12 protein-coding genes are annotated in these 16,213 nt (G+C 48.0%); 2 read left to right on the forward strand and 10 right to left on the reverse strand.

Annotation, left to right across the window (positions count from 1 at the left end; translation table 11 throughout):
* Positions 1 to 12: 12 nt before the first annotated feature.
* Both PV783_RS00875 and PV783_RS00880 read right to left on the reverse strand, forming a co-directional pair.
* Positions 13 to 402, reverse strand: coding sequence for a hypothetical protein (locus PV783_RS00875; RefSeq protein WP_079471055.1), 390 nt, complete (start codon positions 400 to 402; stop codon positions 13 to 15).
* A 23-nt stretch (positions 403 to 425) separates the two neighbouring features.
* Positions 426 to 1,799: a M20/M25/M40 family metallo-hydrolase gene (locus PV783_RS00880; protein ID WP_420986882.1), complete on the reverse strand. Its 1,374-nt coding sequence runs from the start codon at positions 1,797 to 1,799 to the stop codon at positions 426 to 428.
* Positions 1,800 to 1,978: 179 nt separating this feature from the next.
* On the opposite strand from PV783_RS00880, the gene bshA reads away from it, so the two are divergent.
* Positions 1,979 to 3,118: an N-acetyl-alpha-D-glucosaminyl L-malate synthase BshA gene (bshA, locus tag PV783_RS00885; protein WP_079471057.1), complete on the forward strand. Its 1,140-nt coding sequence runs from the start codon at positions 1,979 to 1,981 to the stop codon at positions 3,116 to 3,118.
* On the opposite strand, the gene PV783_RS00890 is transcribed toward bshA, so the two are convergent.
* The 8 genes from PV783_RS00890 to porU form a co-directional block, all read right to left on the reverse strand.
* A complete protein-coding gene (locus PV783_RS00890) occupies positions 3,115 to 4,464 on the reverse strand; it encodes a murein hydrolase activator EnvC family protein (RefSeq protein ID WP_420986883.1) in 1,350 nt (449 codons plus the stop codon). The genes bshA and PV783_RS00890 overlap by 4 nt on opposite strands.
* Positions 4,465 to 4,577: 113 nt before the next feature.
* Positions 4,578 to 6,011, reverse strand: a complete 1,434-nt coding sequence (locus PV783_RS00895) for a murein hydrolase activator EnvC family protein (RefSeq protein ID WP_159454358.1) — start codon at positions 6,009 to 6,011, stop codon at positions 4,578 to 4,580.
* Between the two features lie 90 nt (positions 6,012 to 6,101).
* Positions 6,102 to 6,938, reverse strand: a complete 837-nt coding sequence (locus PV783_RS00900; protein ID WP_420986884.1) for a DUF4292 domain-containing protein — start codon at positions 6,936 to 6,938, stop codon at positions 6,102 to 6,104.
* A gap of 24 nt (positions 6,939 to 6,962) precedes the next feature.
* The gene (locus PV783_RS00905; protein ID WP_111579903.1) at positions 6,963 to 8,699 is read right to left on the reverse strand and encodes a tetratricopeptide repeat protein; all 1,737 of its coding nucleotides are present in this window, start codon (positions 8,697 to 8,699) and stop codon (positions 6,963 to 6,965) included.
* Positions 8,700 to 8,702: 3 nt separating this feature from the next.
* Positions 8,703 to 9,146: a dUTP diphosphatase gene (gene dut, locus PV783_RS00910; RefSeq protein WP_111579902.1), complete on the reverse strand. Its 444-nt coding sequence runs from the start codon at positions 9,144 to 9,146 to the stop codon at positions 8,703 to 8,705.
* Between the two features lie 37 nt (positions 9,147 to 9,183).
* Positions 9,184 to 9,672, reverse strand: coding sequence for a 2-C-methyl-D-erythritol 2,4-cyclodiphosphate synthase (gene ispF, locus PV783_RS00915; protein ID WP_079471063.1), 489 nt, complete (start codon positions 9,670 to 9,672; stop codon positions 9,184 to 9,186).
* A 138-nt stretch (positions 9,673 to 9,810) separates the two neighbouring features.
* Entirely contained in the window at positions 9,811 to 10,980 is a 1,170-nt protein-coding gene (gene porV / locus PV783_RS00920) for a type IX secretion system outer membrane channel protein PorV (RefSeq protein WP_339546670.1), read from the reverse strand.
* A gap of 104 nt (positions 10,981 to 11,084) precedes the next feature.
* The gene (gene porU, locus PV783_RS00925) at positions 11,085 to 14,489 is read right to left on the reverse strand and encodes a type IX secretion system sortase PorU (RefSeq protein ID WP_420986885.1); all 3,405 of its coding nucleotides are present in this window, start codon (positions 14,487 to 14,489) and stop codon (positions 11,085 to 11,087) included.
* A gap of 153 nt (positions 14,490 to 14,642) precedes the next feature.
* Between porU and PV783_RS00930 the strand changes: the two genes are divergently transcribed.
* On the forward strand, positions 14,643 to 16,193 hold the full coding sequence (locus PV783_RS00930) for an SUMF1/EgtB/PvdO family nonheme iron enzyme (RefSeq protein ID WP_079471066.1): 1,551 nt from the start codon (positions 14,643 to 14,645) through the stop codon (positions 16,191 to 16,193).
* The last annotated feature ends 20 nt before the right edge of the window (positions 16,194 to 16,213 follow it).

Raw genomic sequence — 16,213 nt, forward strand, 5'->3', positions numbered from 1 at the left:
CCCCTTTATATTTTAAGGCAGCTCCGACTTCACCGGATCCTTGATGGAAATAATACTGTCTACAATAAATGCGCTGTATCCCCTCCATGGAATGGCTCCCAGGTACTCTTTGTAGTGCAGTTCCACCATCTTTCCGCTGGCCGTCATCAGCTGCTGTGCAATCCGTTCGCTGCTCACGGAAAATTCAAATTCGTTCGACTGGATAGTACCGGCTACCTTGCCCCGGTAACCCGACTGGATCACTTTGCCTTCATAGGTTTTAAAGATGTATCCCTTCTGCACAAAATAATTCAGCTCCCCGGCTTTAACGCCCTGTCCGAAAACAAAATAGTATTTATAGAAGAAAATACCTCCCAGTACCAGTATAATAACAGATACAATGATAAAGACAAACCGACCCATAGTTAGTTTTTAGTGATGGATGATCAGAAATTCTGATCTACAAGATAAATGAAACCTGCCATACCAAACGCACCCAATTCCAGTTCTCTTTTATTCACCGCTTCAAACACATCGTTCGCGGCATGATGAATATCAAAATAACGCTGCGAATCAGGAGAAAGTTCAGCCATCGGCGTACCGATTGCCTCATTTAACTGGCCTACATCCACCCCGCCCCCTGGTTCGTCAAAGTCGTAAATGCCATAAGGCGCAAAAAGTGGTTTCCAGCTGTTCATTTTTGCTTTGTGGGCAGCGTCCATTGTGGTAGTGAAGCCACGTGGCGTAAAGCCGCCGGCATCGCTTTCCAGGGCAAAAACGTGCTTCTCCTGGCGGGTTTTAGCTACTTCCGCGTATTTCTTACCGCCACGGGTACCGTTTTCTTCATTGGCAAACAACACCACGCGAAGGGTATGCTCCGGCTTCATGCCCAGTGCCTTAAAGGCACGCAGCACTTCTATGGACTGTACACAACCGGTACCATCATCATGCGCACCTTCCGCCACATCCCATGAATCAAGATGCCCGCCAACAGTGATGTACTGATCCGGGTATTTGCTGCCTCTCAGTTCAGCGATCACGTTATGCCCGATGGTGTCTTTCTTCATTTCGCAATTGGTGCGCAGAAATACGCTGGCGCTGTTATCATCTTTTAAGCGTTGGCTCAAACGGTCGGCATCTTCCAGCCCGATGGCCACCGCCGGAATTTTGGGGTACGCGCTGTCGTACTGCATAGCCCCGGTATGCGGGAAGTTATTGGCGCCATGCGTCATGGATCTTACAATAACTGCCACTGCGCCGTATTTGGCGGCCCGGCTGGCGCCCTGGCCACGATACTTTACGGCATCGCCATAGGAGTAAAATGTTTTTATGAACGTAGGGTTGAAATGATAGTTATAGAAAACGATCTTTCCCTTTACCTGGTCCTTTTTGGCTTCGAGGTCGTCGAACGAGGCCACTTCCAGTACCGGTGCGTTTACGCCATCCGGTCCGCTGCCCACCGAGTTGCCGAGGGCCAGTACTTCCAGCGGCGGTATAAAGTCGCGGCGTTTGGAGATAATACGGGCTTCTTCTTTGGCGCCCCTTATCCAATGCGGCACAATACATTCCTGGAGATAAACGGTATCCGCGCCGGCGGCTTTAAGCGCCTTTACGCCCCATTGCTCGGCTTTCACCATTTGCGGGGACCCGGCCAAACGGCCGCCTATCTGCTTCGTGAGGATCCGCAGGTTTTCGTAGGCAGTGCTGTGGGTTAATACCTCATCAGCCAGTTTTCTCAATGTTACTGAATCCTTCTCCTGTGCCACCGCCAGGGCCGGCAGGGTACAGGCTAACAAAATTGGCATTATATAGTTTCTCATGCAGCAGGTTAATTTATGGTTAAAACTACTAAAAAAGCTGAAGGAGAAAAGCATAAAGGTATCAAGTGGCCAACTCTTTTGCCCGGCAGCCCTCCCGGCTACCGCTTATCCCTCTCCTCAGGCATTATGCGATATCGTTCTGCTTTTTAGTACCTTTGCAGAATGCAAAAAATTAACTCATGCGCATAGGAATAGTATGTTACCCCACTTACGGTGGTAGTGGGGTGCTGGCCACAGAGCTGGGGAAAGCCCTGGCCGACAAAGGCCATATGGTCCACTTTATTACATATCAACAGCCGGTAAGGCTTAATGCATTTCACGCTAATATATATTATCACGAGGTTCAGGTTCCTACATACCCGCTTTTTGATTTTCCACCTTATGAATCTGCCCTCAGCAGTACTATGGTAGACGTTATCATTAATCAGAAACTGGACCTGCTGCACGTTCACTATGCCATTCCACACGCATCTACCGCCTATATGGCCAAACAGATCGTAAAAAAGCATGGCAGAACAGTGCCTTTTATCACTACACTTCACGGTACAGATATCACCCTGGTGGGTAAGGATAAAACCTACGAACCGGTGGTTACCTTCTCCATCAACGAATCAGATGCTATTACCGCCGTTTCCGAGAACCTGCGGGATGAAACCTATAAATCGTTCCCGATAGAAAAGGATATCACGGTGATCTACAATTTTGTGGATACCCAGCGCTTCAGCCGCCGGGAACTACCTCATTTCAGACAGGCTATTGCTCCCAACGGTGAAAAGATCCTCCTGCATGTATCCAACTTCCGTAAGGTAAAGCGGGTACCGGATGTGGTAAAGATTTTTGCCCAGGTACGCAAAGAAGTGCCGGCCAAACTGCTGCTGGTAGGCGATGGCCCGGACAGGCCGGCTATTGAATGTCTTTGCCGGGAATTAGGTATTTGTGATGATGTAAGATTTGTAGGTAAACAGGAGCAACTGGAAGATGTAATGTCTATCAGTGATCTGTTCCTGCTGCCATCGGAATATGAAAGTTTTGGTCTTGCAGCGCTGGAAGCAATGGCGGCACGTGTGCCTGTGATCTCCTCCAATGCAGGTGGTTTACCGGAAATCAATATCCCCGGACAAACCGGTTATATGAGCAACGTAGGCGATGTGGACGGAATGGCTGCCCATGCGATCAAACTGCTGAAAGACGAAAAGTTACTGGAGCAGGTACGGCAGGGAGCATGGGAACAGGCACAACGCTTCCATATCGATAATATCATTCCACAATACGAAGCTTTATACGAAGAAGTGCTGCAAAAACAAGTGCAGTTGCTTTAACGGGCACGTATCCATTTTTCCGGATTCTGTTTCACCATATTGCGGTATATCTGTAATTCTATCTCCCCGGTATTGCTACCTGCACCCGGTGCGGCCACACCAAGTGTTTGTCCACGTTTTACAGAAGCTCCTTTGCTGACACGAACATCCAGTAATCTCACATAATTGGTAAAATATTTTCCGTGGCGCAGGGTTACCATATACCCTGCGCCCGGTACCATAAATACCATAATTACTTCCCCGTCGAAAATGGCCTTCACTGCGGCGCCCCTTGCGGTAGCGATGATAGTGCCGTTGTGATCCACTTCAATTTTACCAACCCTGCCAGCACCGAAATGACCCGTAACACGGCCAGCATCTACCGGCCAGGGCAAACGACCACGGTTGGCTTCAAAATCGCGCGACAGGGAAAGCGCCTCCGGAGTGGCTACCAGCGCATCTTCACTGGAAGTTTTAGCTTCCGGTGCATCGTCTTCTTCCGCTTCTTCTTTCTCCACTTTTGCAGGCGGTTTCTTACCTGCTTTTTTTGCAGCAGCAATAGCGGCTCTTCTGCGGGCAGCGGCCTGTTCGCGCCGACGGGCATCCGCAGCCTTTTTACGGGCCAGCGCCTGTGCGGCCGCCTTCTTCTGCGCCGCAGCTATTTCCCGCCGGATGGCATCCTGGATGGCCTGGTCTACCTGCCGCGCCTCCGCTTTACTTTTATTGATACGCTGCTGTAATTCCTGCTCCTGGTCTTTCAGCTGGGCAATGGTTTTATCTGTCTCTTTCTTATCCTCCAGCAGATCGGTCCGCTGCCGTTGTTCTGTTTTCAATACCCCCGTTTTCTGCGCCCGTTGTTGCTCTAACACCGCCAGCTTCTCTCCCAGCAATGCTTTGGTAGATAGCAGGCTTTCTGCTTCCTTGCGCCTGTTTTCACGGTATTGCTGCAGGTATTGATACCGGCGGATGGCGTCATTAAAACTGGTGGCAGAAAAAAAGAAGTTCAGCACCTCATACGAATCACGGGTTTTATAAGCGTATACTACCAGCTGTGCATACCTTGCCCTGAGAGAATCCACTTCTCTCTCCAGCGTTTGTACGTTGCTGTTAGTATGGCTGATATCTCCTTCTATTAAACTGATTTCGTTGTTAATGCTAACGATCTGCGCGTTGCGGGTAGAAATTTTCTGGAGTAGTTCCCGCTGCAGGGCAACATTTTGCCGGGTGGATTTCCTGGTTTGCTGCAAGGATTTGTTCGCTTCTTCTATTTCTTTCAATAGCTCCTGTTTACGGTTTTCCAGTGCCGCGCGCGATTGCTTACTACCCCGCTGAGCATACAACAGCGCAGGCAGTAGCCACAGAGCCATCAAAAGAGGGATCAACTTTCTCAAAAAAAATGCATTTGGTTAGTAAGCGCAAAGCTGAAAGCATCCTTAAAATGCTTTCAGCTTTATCTCGTATAGTTTCAGCTATGTTTAAATTATCTTCTCCTGATCCACTGTTCAGGATTCTGTTTGGTAATGCCTTTCCATATCTGCAGCTCCACTTCACCGGTATTTTCAATATCGTTGGTGCTGGCAGTACCAATTACCTGCCCTGTTTTCACATTATCGCCTTTCTTCACACGGGTAGTTTGCAAACGTACATACGTAGTAAAGTATTGTCCGTGACGGATAATAATTACATATCCTGATCCCGGCATTACCACTACCGATTTCACTTCCCCGTCGAAAATAGATTTCACGGCGCCGCCCTTATTGGTGGCAATCACAATACCATCTGATGGTACCTGTATATGTTCCATTACCGCATGCTGGTGTATACCAAAATGCTCGATGATATTACCTGCATCCACCGGCCAGGGCAATTTACCCCTGTTGGCTTCAAAGCTCTCCGACAATGCCAGCGCTTCCGGTGTTGCTTCCAGCACGTTTTCTGTGCGGGTTACTGTTTTTTCAGGTTCCGGTGCGGGCTCCGGTGCTTTCACAGGAGGTGGTGGCGGTGCCGGCGTATTGTTGGCAACGTTGTTATTGTTGTTATTGGCGGCAGCAGCTTTTGCTCTTTCTGCAGCAGCCAGTGCAGCGGCTTTACGGGCTTCTTCTTCACGGCGGCGTTTTTCTTCCGCTGCTTTACGGCGGGCCGTTTCTTCTTCTATTGCTTTACGACGCGCTTCTTCTATTTCCCTGCGGATTACCGCTCTGATTGCCAGCTGTACTTTCTGGGCATCTTTCTTACGCTGGTTAATATCCGCTACCAGCTCTTTCTCACGCCCCTTCAGCTTATTCAACACTTCATCTTTCTCTTTCTTATCCACTTCCAGCGTATTGCGTTGCTCCTGCTCTGTTTTAAGCGCATCAGAACGCCTTACCCGCTGCGACTCCAGGTTCTGGATCTTCTGATTCAGCTGCTCCTGTGTAGACACAATGTTATCTGCCTGCCGGCGACGATACTCACGGTACTGCTTTAAATACTGAAAACGTTTTACTGCATCGTTAAAATTCTCTGCAGAAAATACGAAGTTCAGCATATCATAAGAAGAACGGTTTTTATAAGCGTAGATCACCAGCTGTGCATACTGGGCCTTGAGGGTATCGAGGTCTTTCTGCAGGGTTTTAACATCCCGCGCAGCAGTATTGATATCCCCGTTAATGAAGTTGATCTCCTCGTTGATGTTATTGATCAAACGGCTGCGCAGCGTAATCTTATCGCGCAATGCACGGAGTTGACCAAGACTTTCTTTGGTAGATTTCTTGGTTTCCTTCAGTTGTTCGTTTGCCTCATCTATTTCTCTTTGCAGCTCCTTCTTTCTTCGCTCCAGTTCTTCCCGCGACTGTTGCTGCTGCCCAGTATTCTGAGCAACCAACATGGCTGGCATTAACCATAGCACCAACATAAACGGGATAATCTTCTTCAAATACAACATGACTAAATTTAGTAACTGCAAATTAAATAAATATACAACGTTTATTAGTTTAATGAATACGACATTTACTCAATTAACATTTTACATACGTTTATAGCTGGCGGGCATGCTGAATGGAAAGGTGAGCGGCACATCAAAATCATAGCGTGTAAAGTCCAGTGCAACTTTCGTCACATTCTTTTCTTCTATGTAAATACGACGTGTAGTAGGGAATTTGCGGCCGGCTACTTTTGTGTAGTCGCCATAGGTCAGCTCACAGGAACGTTTTGCAGCACCGCTGCTGTCTTTATCCATCACTTTGCTTTGCTGCAATCCGTAGTCATCCGCAAACACATTAAAGAGACTGATAAACTTTGCATGATCGCAGCTGAAAGAAATAATGGCCGGCGTTTTCACTACCTGGTACACGGAATCCGTAAGATATACCGGGTTACCGATCAGCATGTCCTGAAGGGTATTGAAATCGAAGGGGATATTCAGCAACTCTTCAGCGTCCGACATCCTCCGGAGAAATAACTGTTTATCCAGGCGGTTATACATTTTAAGACTATCCGGTGTGATCACAGCCCTTATCACTTCGTCTACAATCGGCGCCGACACGGATATCCATATGATGCTGTCTTTCTTAATACGGAAAGTAGCATTCAGGTTATTATGGCTCTTCTTGTCTGTTTCAAATGCCAGCTTCATTTTGCCTGAAAAAGTATTAAACTCAATATGATTGGCATGAATACCTTTCAGCATTTCGCTGGTAAAACGGGTCAGTTCCTCGTTTGTGGAACTATCTTTTCCCAGGGTTACTTTGTTGGTATCGGCGGCCGGGAAAGACGTACGGGCCAACTTTTTAGGATGGCGGCAAGCCATCATTCCCAAACCGACAGTTATAATTAAAAGTGTGACTTCTATTTTTCTCTTCATTGAGCGATGACTTATAGCAAATGCTTATTGAATATATCTTTTTTCAGCGATCTTTCGGGCCAGGTCTACAGAGGATGCTCCCTTGTCTTTAGCCATCTGCCAGTATTCCACCGCTTTTGTAACTTCTTTCAGATTAAACAGGATATCACCGTAATGCTCCAGTACGTTCGGATTTTTCTGTGCTTCCGGGTATTGCAGCGCTTTCTCGATCCACTCTTTTGCTTCTGCAAATTTTTCCTGGCGGAAAAGGATCCAGGCGTAGGTGTCCATGTAGGTTGGACTTTCCGGTTCCAGTTCCAGCGATTGTTTCGACATTTCTGCTGCCCTCTCGAGGTTCTCTCCTCTTAACGAAAGATAGTAGCTATAATTGTTCATGATCAGTGCATCTTTCGGACGGAGCAGTAAAGCGCGTTCGTAGCTGCTGTCCGACTGCCGGTGCTGCCCGGTAGCATGATAGGAATCTCCCAGCAGGGAATAAATATCTCCCAGGAATTTCTTCTCTCCATTACCTATTTCCAAGGCAGTATTCAACGAACTGATCGCCGCAGGATACTGTTGCAAAAGAAAACTGGCCACCCCTTTAAAGTAGTAGCCCATAAATTCTTTCGGGAACTTGCCGGTTACATTGTTGCTGAGCGCCAGTAACGCAGTGGGATCATCTTTGCGGGAATAAATCCACATCAGCTGATACCATACCGAGAAACGGCTGTCATCGAGGCTCAGGGCTTTTTTATAGCTTACTTCTGCACTGTCCAGCATATCGGCCTGTGAAAACATATCACCGCGGAGGGCATATGCTTTTGCATCCGACGGGTGTGCTTTAATGATGAGGGAAGTAAGCTGCAATCCTTCTTCCAGCTTGGTAGTATCCATGTTCATCATCTGCAGGTACGGATATACATACGCTACTTTTTCATCGATGCTGTAACCCGGATTGGCAAATGCTTTGGTAAGATTTGCCCAATAAGTAACGGTGTCGTTGTTTTTCTTTGCGTAAGAAGCCAGTGCAATCAGGGCTCTTGGATTATCAGGATCTTTGGTAAGAATGGTATGATACACCTGCGCTGCTTCCTGCACACGGTCGTTGGCATCATATATTTCTGCCAACAAATAATAATACCTGATTTCCTCCGGCTCCTGGTTGATGAGTTTTTTTATTTCTGTTGCCGCTTCATCCACCATGCTCATTTTCAGCAGCAGTTTCTGTTTCTGGTAAATGAGTTCTTCCACTACGCCCACCTTTTTTTCCAACTGGTCAAAGGCAGCAAGTGCGGAGGCAGGTTTATTGGCTTTTGCCAGTAAAATTCCTTTGTTATAAAGATAATCTTCGTTATCGGGGTATCTGCTGGTAAGGCCCTCAAAAACATAGGCAGCGCTGTCAAATTTTTCATTAACTGCGTAGGCATCTGCAAGGGTTACCTGGAACCAGTGATTCTGCGGGTCCAGTGCTGCAGCGCGACGGGCAAAGATGAGCGCATTACCGGCATTTTGTACTTCTATAAAAAGACGGGCTAATTCGTAATTAACGGTAGGATTATTTTTATTCAGCCGCAGATAGTCTGCATACTGGGTGATAGCCGTACGGTAGTCACCCAGCATTTTGGAACGCTGGGCGGCAAAAAAGAGGCTATCCGCCCGCTGTGACAACACAGTGGCGTTATTAATGGTTGTGTCTTTACGTGATGCTGATGATTTGGCACCACTACAGGCTCCCATTAATAAAATACCAGCCAGCCCTATAACGGTGAAGTATATCCGCATTTATCAGGATTTACCGGTATGTCCAAATCCTCCTACACCTCTAACGGTTTCTGTCAGCACGGTTACCGGTTCTATGACCGCCTGAACAAAAGGAGCGATGATCATCTGAGCAATACGGTCGCCAGGTTGTATGGTTTGCGGTTCGTTGGATAAGTTGATCATGATAATCTTAATCTCTCCACGATAATCTGCATCTATCGTGCCAGGCGTGTTTAGGAGCGTAAGTCCCTGTTTGATAGCCAATCCGCTACGGGGGCGGATTTGCGCCTCATAGCCAGCCGGCAGTTCCATGAATAAACCGGTAGGGATCAGCATCCTTTCCAGTGATTGCAGGGTAACTGCTGTTTCCAAATGTGCGCGGAGGTCCATTCCTGCCGCATCTGCCGTTGCATAAGCCGGTAATTCATTACCCGACTTATTGATTATTTTCACAATGATATCCGCCATTGAACAAAGATATTTTAAAATAATTATGAATGGTGAATTACTGGGTGATATGCTCCAGCAATACCACTGCGTGCGCTGTAACCCCTTCCTCACGGCCTACAAAACCCAGTTTTTCTGTAGTAGTTGCCTTAACGGACACGTCTTCTGTACTCACATGCAGGATTTTGGCAATCACGGCCTGCATTTCGGGCACATATGCTTTTATTTTAGGCGCCTCCAGGCACAGGGTACTGTCCACATTTACCACCTGGTATCCTTTCTCCCCGATCAGCTGCGCACACCGGGCTAATAATATTTTACTGTCGATATTCTTGTAAGTGTTATCGGTATCCGGAAAATGTACCCCGATATCTCCCAGGGAAAGCGCTCCCAGCATCGCATCACAAATGGCATGTAACAATACATCGGCATCGCTGTGCCCCAGCGCTCCTTTATGATGTGGTACCAGTACGCCTCCAAGCCAGAATTCACGTCCTTCTGTCAGCTGATGGAAATCTACTCCCAATCCTATACGTATCCTACTCATATTTGTAATAATTTAATCATTTTGCCAATCCGCAAGGTAAGCCAATAAATATAAAAATCCCCCCGTTTTGCGGAGGGATTAAACCAGATAATTATTTAATGCTTCAATCATTTATATAATTAAACGACTAAATATGTGTTACCATCCTGTACGGCTTTCCTCATCTCTCGGCCCCAGGTCGAATGTAAGGGTGAAGCGCAGTGTATTGGAAAGCGGGTTACGCTGTATCCCTGATCCCGAAGGAACCAGGTAAGAGAAATTGAGACCGAAGATATCGTACTTAACACCGATACCTGCAGTAAAATATTTGCGGTTTCCTTTGTTCTTGTTTTCGTTGAAATAGCCGGCTCTCACTGCAAATTGCTGGTTGTACCAGTATTCCATACCCACAGAGTACATCAGTTCCTGTATTTCTTCCTTGAGAGGAGCGTCGCCAAAGGAACTGAACATTCCTTCCAGTGTGCTTTTCTCTTTATACAATCCGGCAGAATCCGGGGTAGGTACCAGTAATTTATTGATATCCAGTGCAAAGGTCAGCTGATTGGCCTCATCCAGTGATACCGTATAGGCGGTACCGATACCCAGGTTGGTGGGAAGGAAGTCTTTATTGGCAGCAGAACTGGTGTAAGAAATCTTGGTACCGATATTTGTAATAGCCATACCAATATTCAGCCTGTTTACCAGGCCATCATCTTTCTCAAAATCCTTGGTGTAAAATCCTGATAAATCGGCAGCAAAGGCTTTGCCTGGCTTAATGCTTACGCTACCATTGCTTTGTCCGCCTGCCAGGTTGGAGTAAATATAACGGGCGGTTAAGCCAATACCAAAATGATCCGACAATTTACGGGCATAACCCGCATCCAGTGCAAATTCCCGCGGACGGAAATCGCCGGTAGGCGTACCAGTTATATCTGTGAAATTGATTGTTCCGAGAGAGAAATATCTCAAGGAACCGGAAATGGCCTGCTGCTCATCCAGCTTGGTATAACCAGACACAGTAGCCAGGAAAACGTCGTTTACCAGTTCTTTTAACCAGGGAGTATAAGTAACTGCCAAACCGCCATTTTTTTCCGCAAAAGGAAGTTTGGAGAGATTGTTATAAATGGAAGATGCGTCCGGGGATATGGCTACTCCCACGTCGCCCATAGCTCCACTGCGTGCATCCGGTGTAATTCTCAGAAAAGGAACCGCGGTATTTATTGCATTTGTACGCCCGTCTCTTTCACCGGAATTCATTTGAGCTGAGGTTTGTAAACTTATGAAAGTACCGTAAATGAACACAAGGCCCATTGTTACCTTTCGGATCATGCAGATTTTGTATTTGATAAGGATGTAAAAATAATCTTATTTATTAATATAACACAGAAAGGGGTTTATTTGGGATAATGGTAAAAATTATTTTCCTGCATAGGCTATAATAACACCAGCTTACCGCCCTTTATCTTCGTACCTGTGGAAGTCCTGATTATTAACCTGTACACGTACAGTCCTGAGGACAGTTTTGCTCCCGAATCATTACGACCATCCCAGGGCATGCCCTCAAAACGGCCGGCTGTGGAAATTATTGTGCTACGCATAGTTTTTACCAGTCTTCCTCCCAACGTAAACACCTGTAATGTAAGTTCCAGTTCTTCTCCCTGCCGGTTATGCAAAAAGGAAAACCGTGTTACATCATGAAAAGGATTCGGAAAGTTCCTTACTTCATCTACAGTCAGTATTCCCTGCTCCGCTACTTTAAAATAAATGGTTGTAGTAGCCCCATTGTTCCGGGAATCCCATGCTTTGATTGTAATCCGGTGTTCTCCTGTTGACAATCCCTTTAACGGGAAAAGTACGTTACCTTTTTTATAGCTATCCAAAGATGCCCCAAAATAATCATTTAACACAATATATTCTGTACTATCCAGAATTGCCGTGAGCTGGTAAAGCCCGTTATTCCCCGAAATATTAATACCGCTGCTATCTGCCAGATCTACTATCAGCAAAGGATCAGGGCCTGTAATATCTCCGCTCCGGAAACTGCGGCTATCGAGCCAGGCATTTACCGACGGCCCATTCACATCAGCTACCGGCGGGGATGCCTGCCCCCCGGTGGTGAAATTATCAAAATAACCGTTACCATCCAGCTGCTCATTACTGGTATAATAACTGATTTTTCCTCTACCATCACCTTCCCTGATATCCACGGGGGCCACAAATGTAAAAGAAAATCTGCCACTATTCACAGTTTGTGTACCCTGGAACAATACATTGCGCTGCAACTTATAGCCCGCCACCTGGCTGCCGGCATCGTTACCACGGGTTTTTAACAGGGCCGGCTGATCATATACGGTTGTATACAAAACACCATTATAGGCTGTTACCCGGTTGCCCTGTGCATCTTCTATATGGCCTTTCACGGTGTACATACCCAGTCCTTTCACGGTATCGGGTTGCGCTGTGGCAGCCCTGCCGTTAATAGAATCCGTGATTACGCGGTAAGTTGGGAATGCCAGGGTGAGCGCCGGATCTCCCAGCAGCTGGAACTTCCGGTTATTCACCGCATCGCCGGAACTACTATAGGTAAGGTTCTTGGCCAGCATCGCAGCTGTTCCGAGTGCAGGCATACGCCCATCCGCTAATGGCGTGAACGCCACCTTCATATAATTGGCGTTCATCAATTGGTTCGAGGCCGAAAAAACCGCGCGGGTGGTGGTCATCAGTGCAATAGCGCCGCTGGTGTGCTGCAGTAATACTTTATGCCCCAGTGAGGTGATACCCGGATCATCATATGGTGCAAAATCGCAGGTGGCAGTAATAAACAGCGGGAGTTTATTTTCATTATGCCAGTCGCTGATACTGCCCGCATCCATAATATTTTCCGCGGCCAGGCGCGAGTTGCTGCCATGACCGGTATAATTCAATACCAGCGTTCCTTTATTAATTTTCCGGGCAATTGCTTTGTTTACTTCCGGGTAGATGGCGCCGGAGCTGCCCGTTTCCTGCGGATAGGCATCTGCATAGATCTTATCTGTATTCAGCAGCTTCGCATCAGCGGAAAGAATGGCGCCCATTTTTTCTGCATCTTCAAAATGCAGGTTATCATCTTCATCATCTGCCAGTAGCGTTACCTGGTTGCGCCATGCGCCGAATGCAGCAGGTTGCCGGTACCGCAGGATCTTATCCACTGCCAGCCGGGCTTCCGCTTCATTACGCGCAGGAATGCGGCCAATACCAATATCCAGCAGATCGGGTTTAGCCGTTCCCGTGATATCCCCCTCATCTTTCAGTATACCAAAGTAATCATCGGATACGTACGACCGGATAGCGTCAAGGGAAGCCTCGCTTTGCCAGGAGGGGATGTCGTTGGTATTATTTTTTACCCGTTGCCGGTAATCATAGGAGGCGGCGCCAAACAACAACAGGTAGCGGGGCGCGGGCCCCCGGTCATAAAACATTTTTACATAATCCCGCAGGGCGGTGGGATCAGGCGTTCCGGATGCAAACTCCTGGTACACCTGGTCGATGGTGGTTACCTGCACCGACAGCTGATCAGCCGCCCTGTGCATGGCCGCCAGCCGCTCTGCCTGTGGCAGGAGCGTGGGGGTGGTAACAATCAGCATATCTGCCGGACCGCTGCCATGCAGGTCCTGGTTAGGTACTGTTCCGGCGAAGTCCGGCCGGCCTGCGGCAGCAGCGCGGAAAGCGATGTATTCATGCAGCCGGTCGTTTTTGCCGGTAAAGAGCAGGGAATCGCCCTGCAGGGTTGTTTTCATCACCACCGGGTTCAGCGGATCCGTAACGTCCCAGATATACGTTTGCGCGTTGGCGTTATGCACGGCAAAACGGCCGGGTTGCCCGCTGCCGGCGTAACGGGTACTGCGGAAATCCAGCACCCCGGCGGCCGGCAGTACCGGCGCGCAACGCGTCTGCACTTCCAGGTAGTCCAGCCAACCCTTGTCGTTGATATTTCCCGGTAGAAACTCTACCCCTATTTCCAGGTCCGGCTCACCCACATCCGCCCCGCCGGTAGCGGCGGCAGCGGTAGCCACTCCCTCAAAAATATTACCGGTAACCGGCAGCAGGTACATATTGGTTATTGCCGGCACTTTATTTACAGTAGCATTGAAGTTACTCCCGGCGCTGCTCCGTGCGGCTGCCCGCATAGTTACCCACACTTTTCCTGCTGCGGCGGAAGGTAGGTTAAACCGGTAGCCGCGTGTTAAGCCCACTACTTTACTGAACTCCTGCCCCCACCATTGTTTACCGCTATTCAGGAAATTCAGGCTGTCTCTTTCATAAAAGGCATGATAATCAAAAGTATATTCCGGCACTGCTCCCGCCGGCTCATCGCCTGCGGTGGTTACCCGGAGCCCTGTTCCGGTAGTGGTGATGTAATACCAGGCGGTATCTGCATACAGGTGCTGCTGATGGGTAAAGGTTTTGGTGCTGCTGTTATACAGCCAGCAATGCGGACCGGGGGCATAAAAAAGGGCATAATCGCTGCCATCCAGCACCCCGTCGCCGCCGTCTTCCACCTGCAGGGCTATTTCCGGCAAATCGTCGTACCGCGGGGCTGCATTAGGCTCCCCCAGCATCTGGCCTCCGGTTCCAAAAAGCCGCAACCCGGCAGATGGCAGCCCCGTGATCCCCATACTTTGGAGGAAGGCGGCATCTATTTTATAGATCCCGGCGGCGCTGATACCTATCTTATACCAGCTGCCTGCTGCCAGCACAGAATTTTTTTTATACTGCCGAAGGCTGCTTTGGGCATATATTTCCCCTCTTCCTAAAAAAGAAAGCAGGAATACACCTATAAAAATATAACTGAGTTTCATTACCTTAATCGCAGTTTTTCGGCCGGTTGATGTAGAAAGACCCTTATCAGCGGGAACGATTGGCAGCAAATTACAAATTAATTTTTTTCGCCATAAAATAAAAAAGAGTACATTTGCGTTTACTGTAAATATACTAGACTAAAGCTGTATCGCATGCGTAGATTAACCTCTTTATCATTGCTCGTAGGTACCAGCGTAATGCTATCCATGAGTGCCTGTCATAAGGACGGCGGGGGACTTTTCGGCAAGAAGAAGGAAGCTTCTTCCGCTACGGGCTGGAACTATAACGACCAGAAAATGGGCGGTTTCAGCGTAGCTAAAAACGTGAACCAGCAAACTGGTCCGGGCCTTGTTTTTGTACAGGGTGGTACATTCGCTATGGGAGCCACCGAACAGGATGTAATGGGCGACTGGAATAATATTCCGCGCCGTATTACGGTTTCCTCCTTCTATATCGATGAATCTGAAGTAGCCAACGTACATTACCGCGAATATCTCTACTGGCTGAACCGCGTATACGGGGAATCATTCCCGGATGTATACCGCAACGCAATGCCGGATACCCTGGTATGGCGTAGTGAACTCGCCTACAACGAGCCACTGGTAGAATACTATTTCCGTCACCCGGCTTACAACGACTATCCCGTAGTAGGTGTTACCTGGAAACAGGCAACCGACTACTGTAAATGGCGTTCTAACCGTGTGAACGAAAAACTGCTGATGGATAAGGGTCTCCTCTCCAAAGCAGATGTGGGCAACCAGTCAGACGACAACACCTTTGACACCAAGTCTTACACAGCCGGCTTATACGAAGGTACGCCCGGTAAAATGTCGAAGAGTGCAAAAGACCAGTTCAAAAATTCCGACGGTACGCCCCGTAATGCTGCCTTTGAAGATGGTATCATGTTACCAAACTACCGTCTCCCGACAGAAGCAGAATGGGAATACGCCGCACTGGGTTATATAGGTCAGAACCCTGGCCCTTCCAAAAAAGAAGGCAAACACGGGGAAGAGCTGATCATGAACAAACAGGTGTACTCCTGGGGCACCAACACCAGCGGCTTACGTGATATCCGCCGCGGTACCATGCAAGGTCAGTTCCTGGCCAACTTCAAGCGCGGTTCCGGTGATAACATGGGTGTGGCCGGTGGTTTGAACGACCGTGCTTCTATCCCTGGTCCTATCCGCTCCTTCTACCCTAACACATTCGGCATCTATAACATGTCCGGTAACGTGGCAGAATGGGTACTGGACGTATACAGACCACTGAACCCAATCGATGGGGAAGATTTCAACTACTTCCGTGGTAATAAATTCCAGACTGTTTACCAGAACGAAAATAAAGAGTTCGAAAAAGATAGTCTTGGTCACCTGAAAATGCGTGATGTAACAGACGAAGAAAGTGCTAACCGTCTTAACTACCAGAAAGGTGATGTAATCAACTACCTCGATGGTGACTCCCTTTCACAGGTGGAATATGGTTATGGTATCACTACCCTGATCAATGATAAATCACACGTGATTAAAGGTGGTAGCTGGAACGACCGTGCTTACTGGCTTTCACCCGGTACACGCCGTTACATGCAGGAAGATATGGCCACTAACACCGTTGGCTTCCGCTGCGCGATGGACCGCGTAGGTAGCCCTGAAGGTAACAAGTTCAAAACAGGTAACCTGTTTAAGAAACAACGCCAGAAGAGATAACACTCAACAGATATAAAAAG

This window comes from Chitinophaga sp. CC14, from assembly GCF_048957795.1.
GTDB lineage: Bacteria > Bacteroidota > Bacteroidia > Chitinophagales > Chitinophagaceae > Chitinophaga > Chitinophaga ginsengisegetis.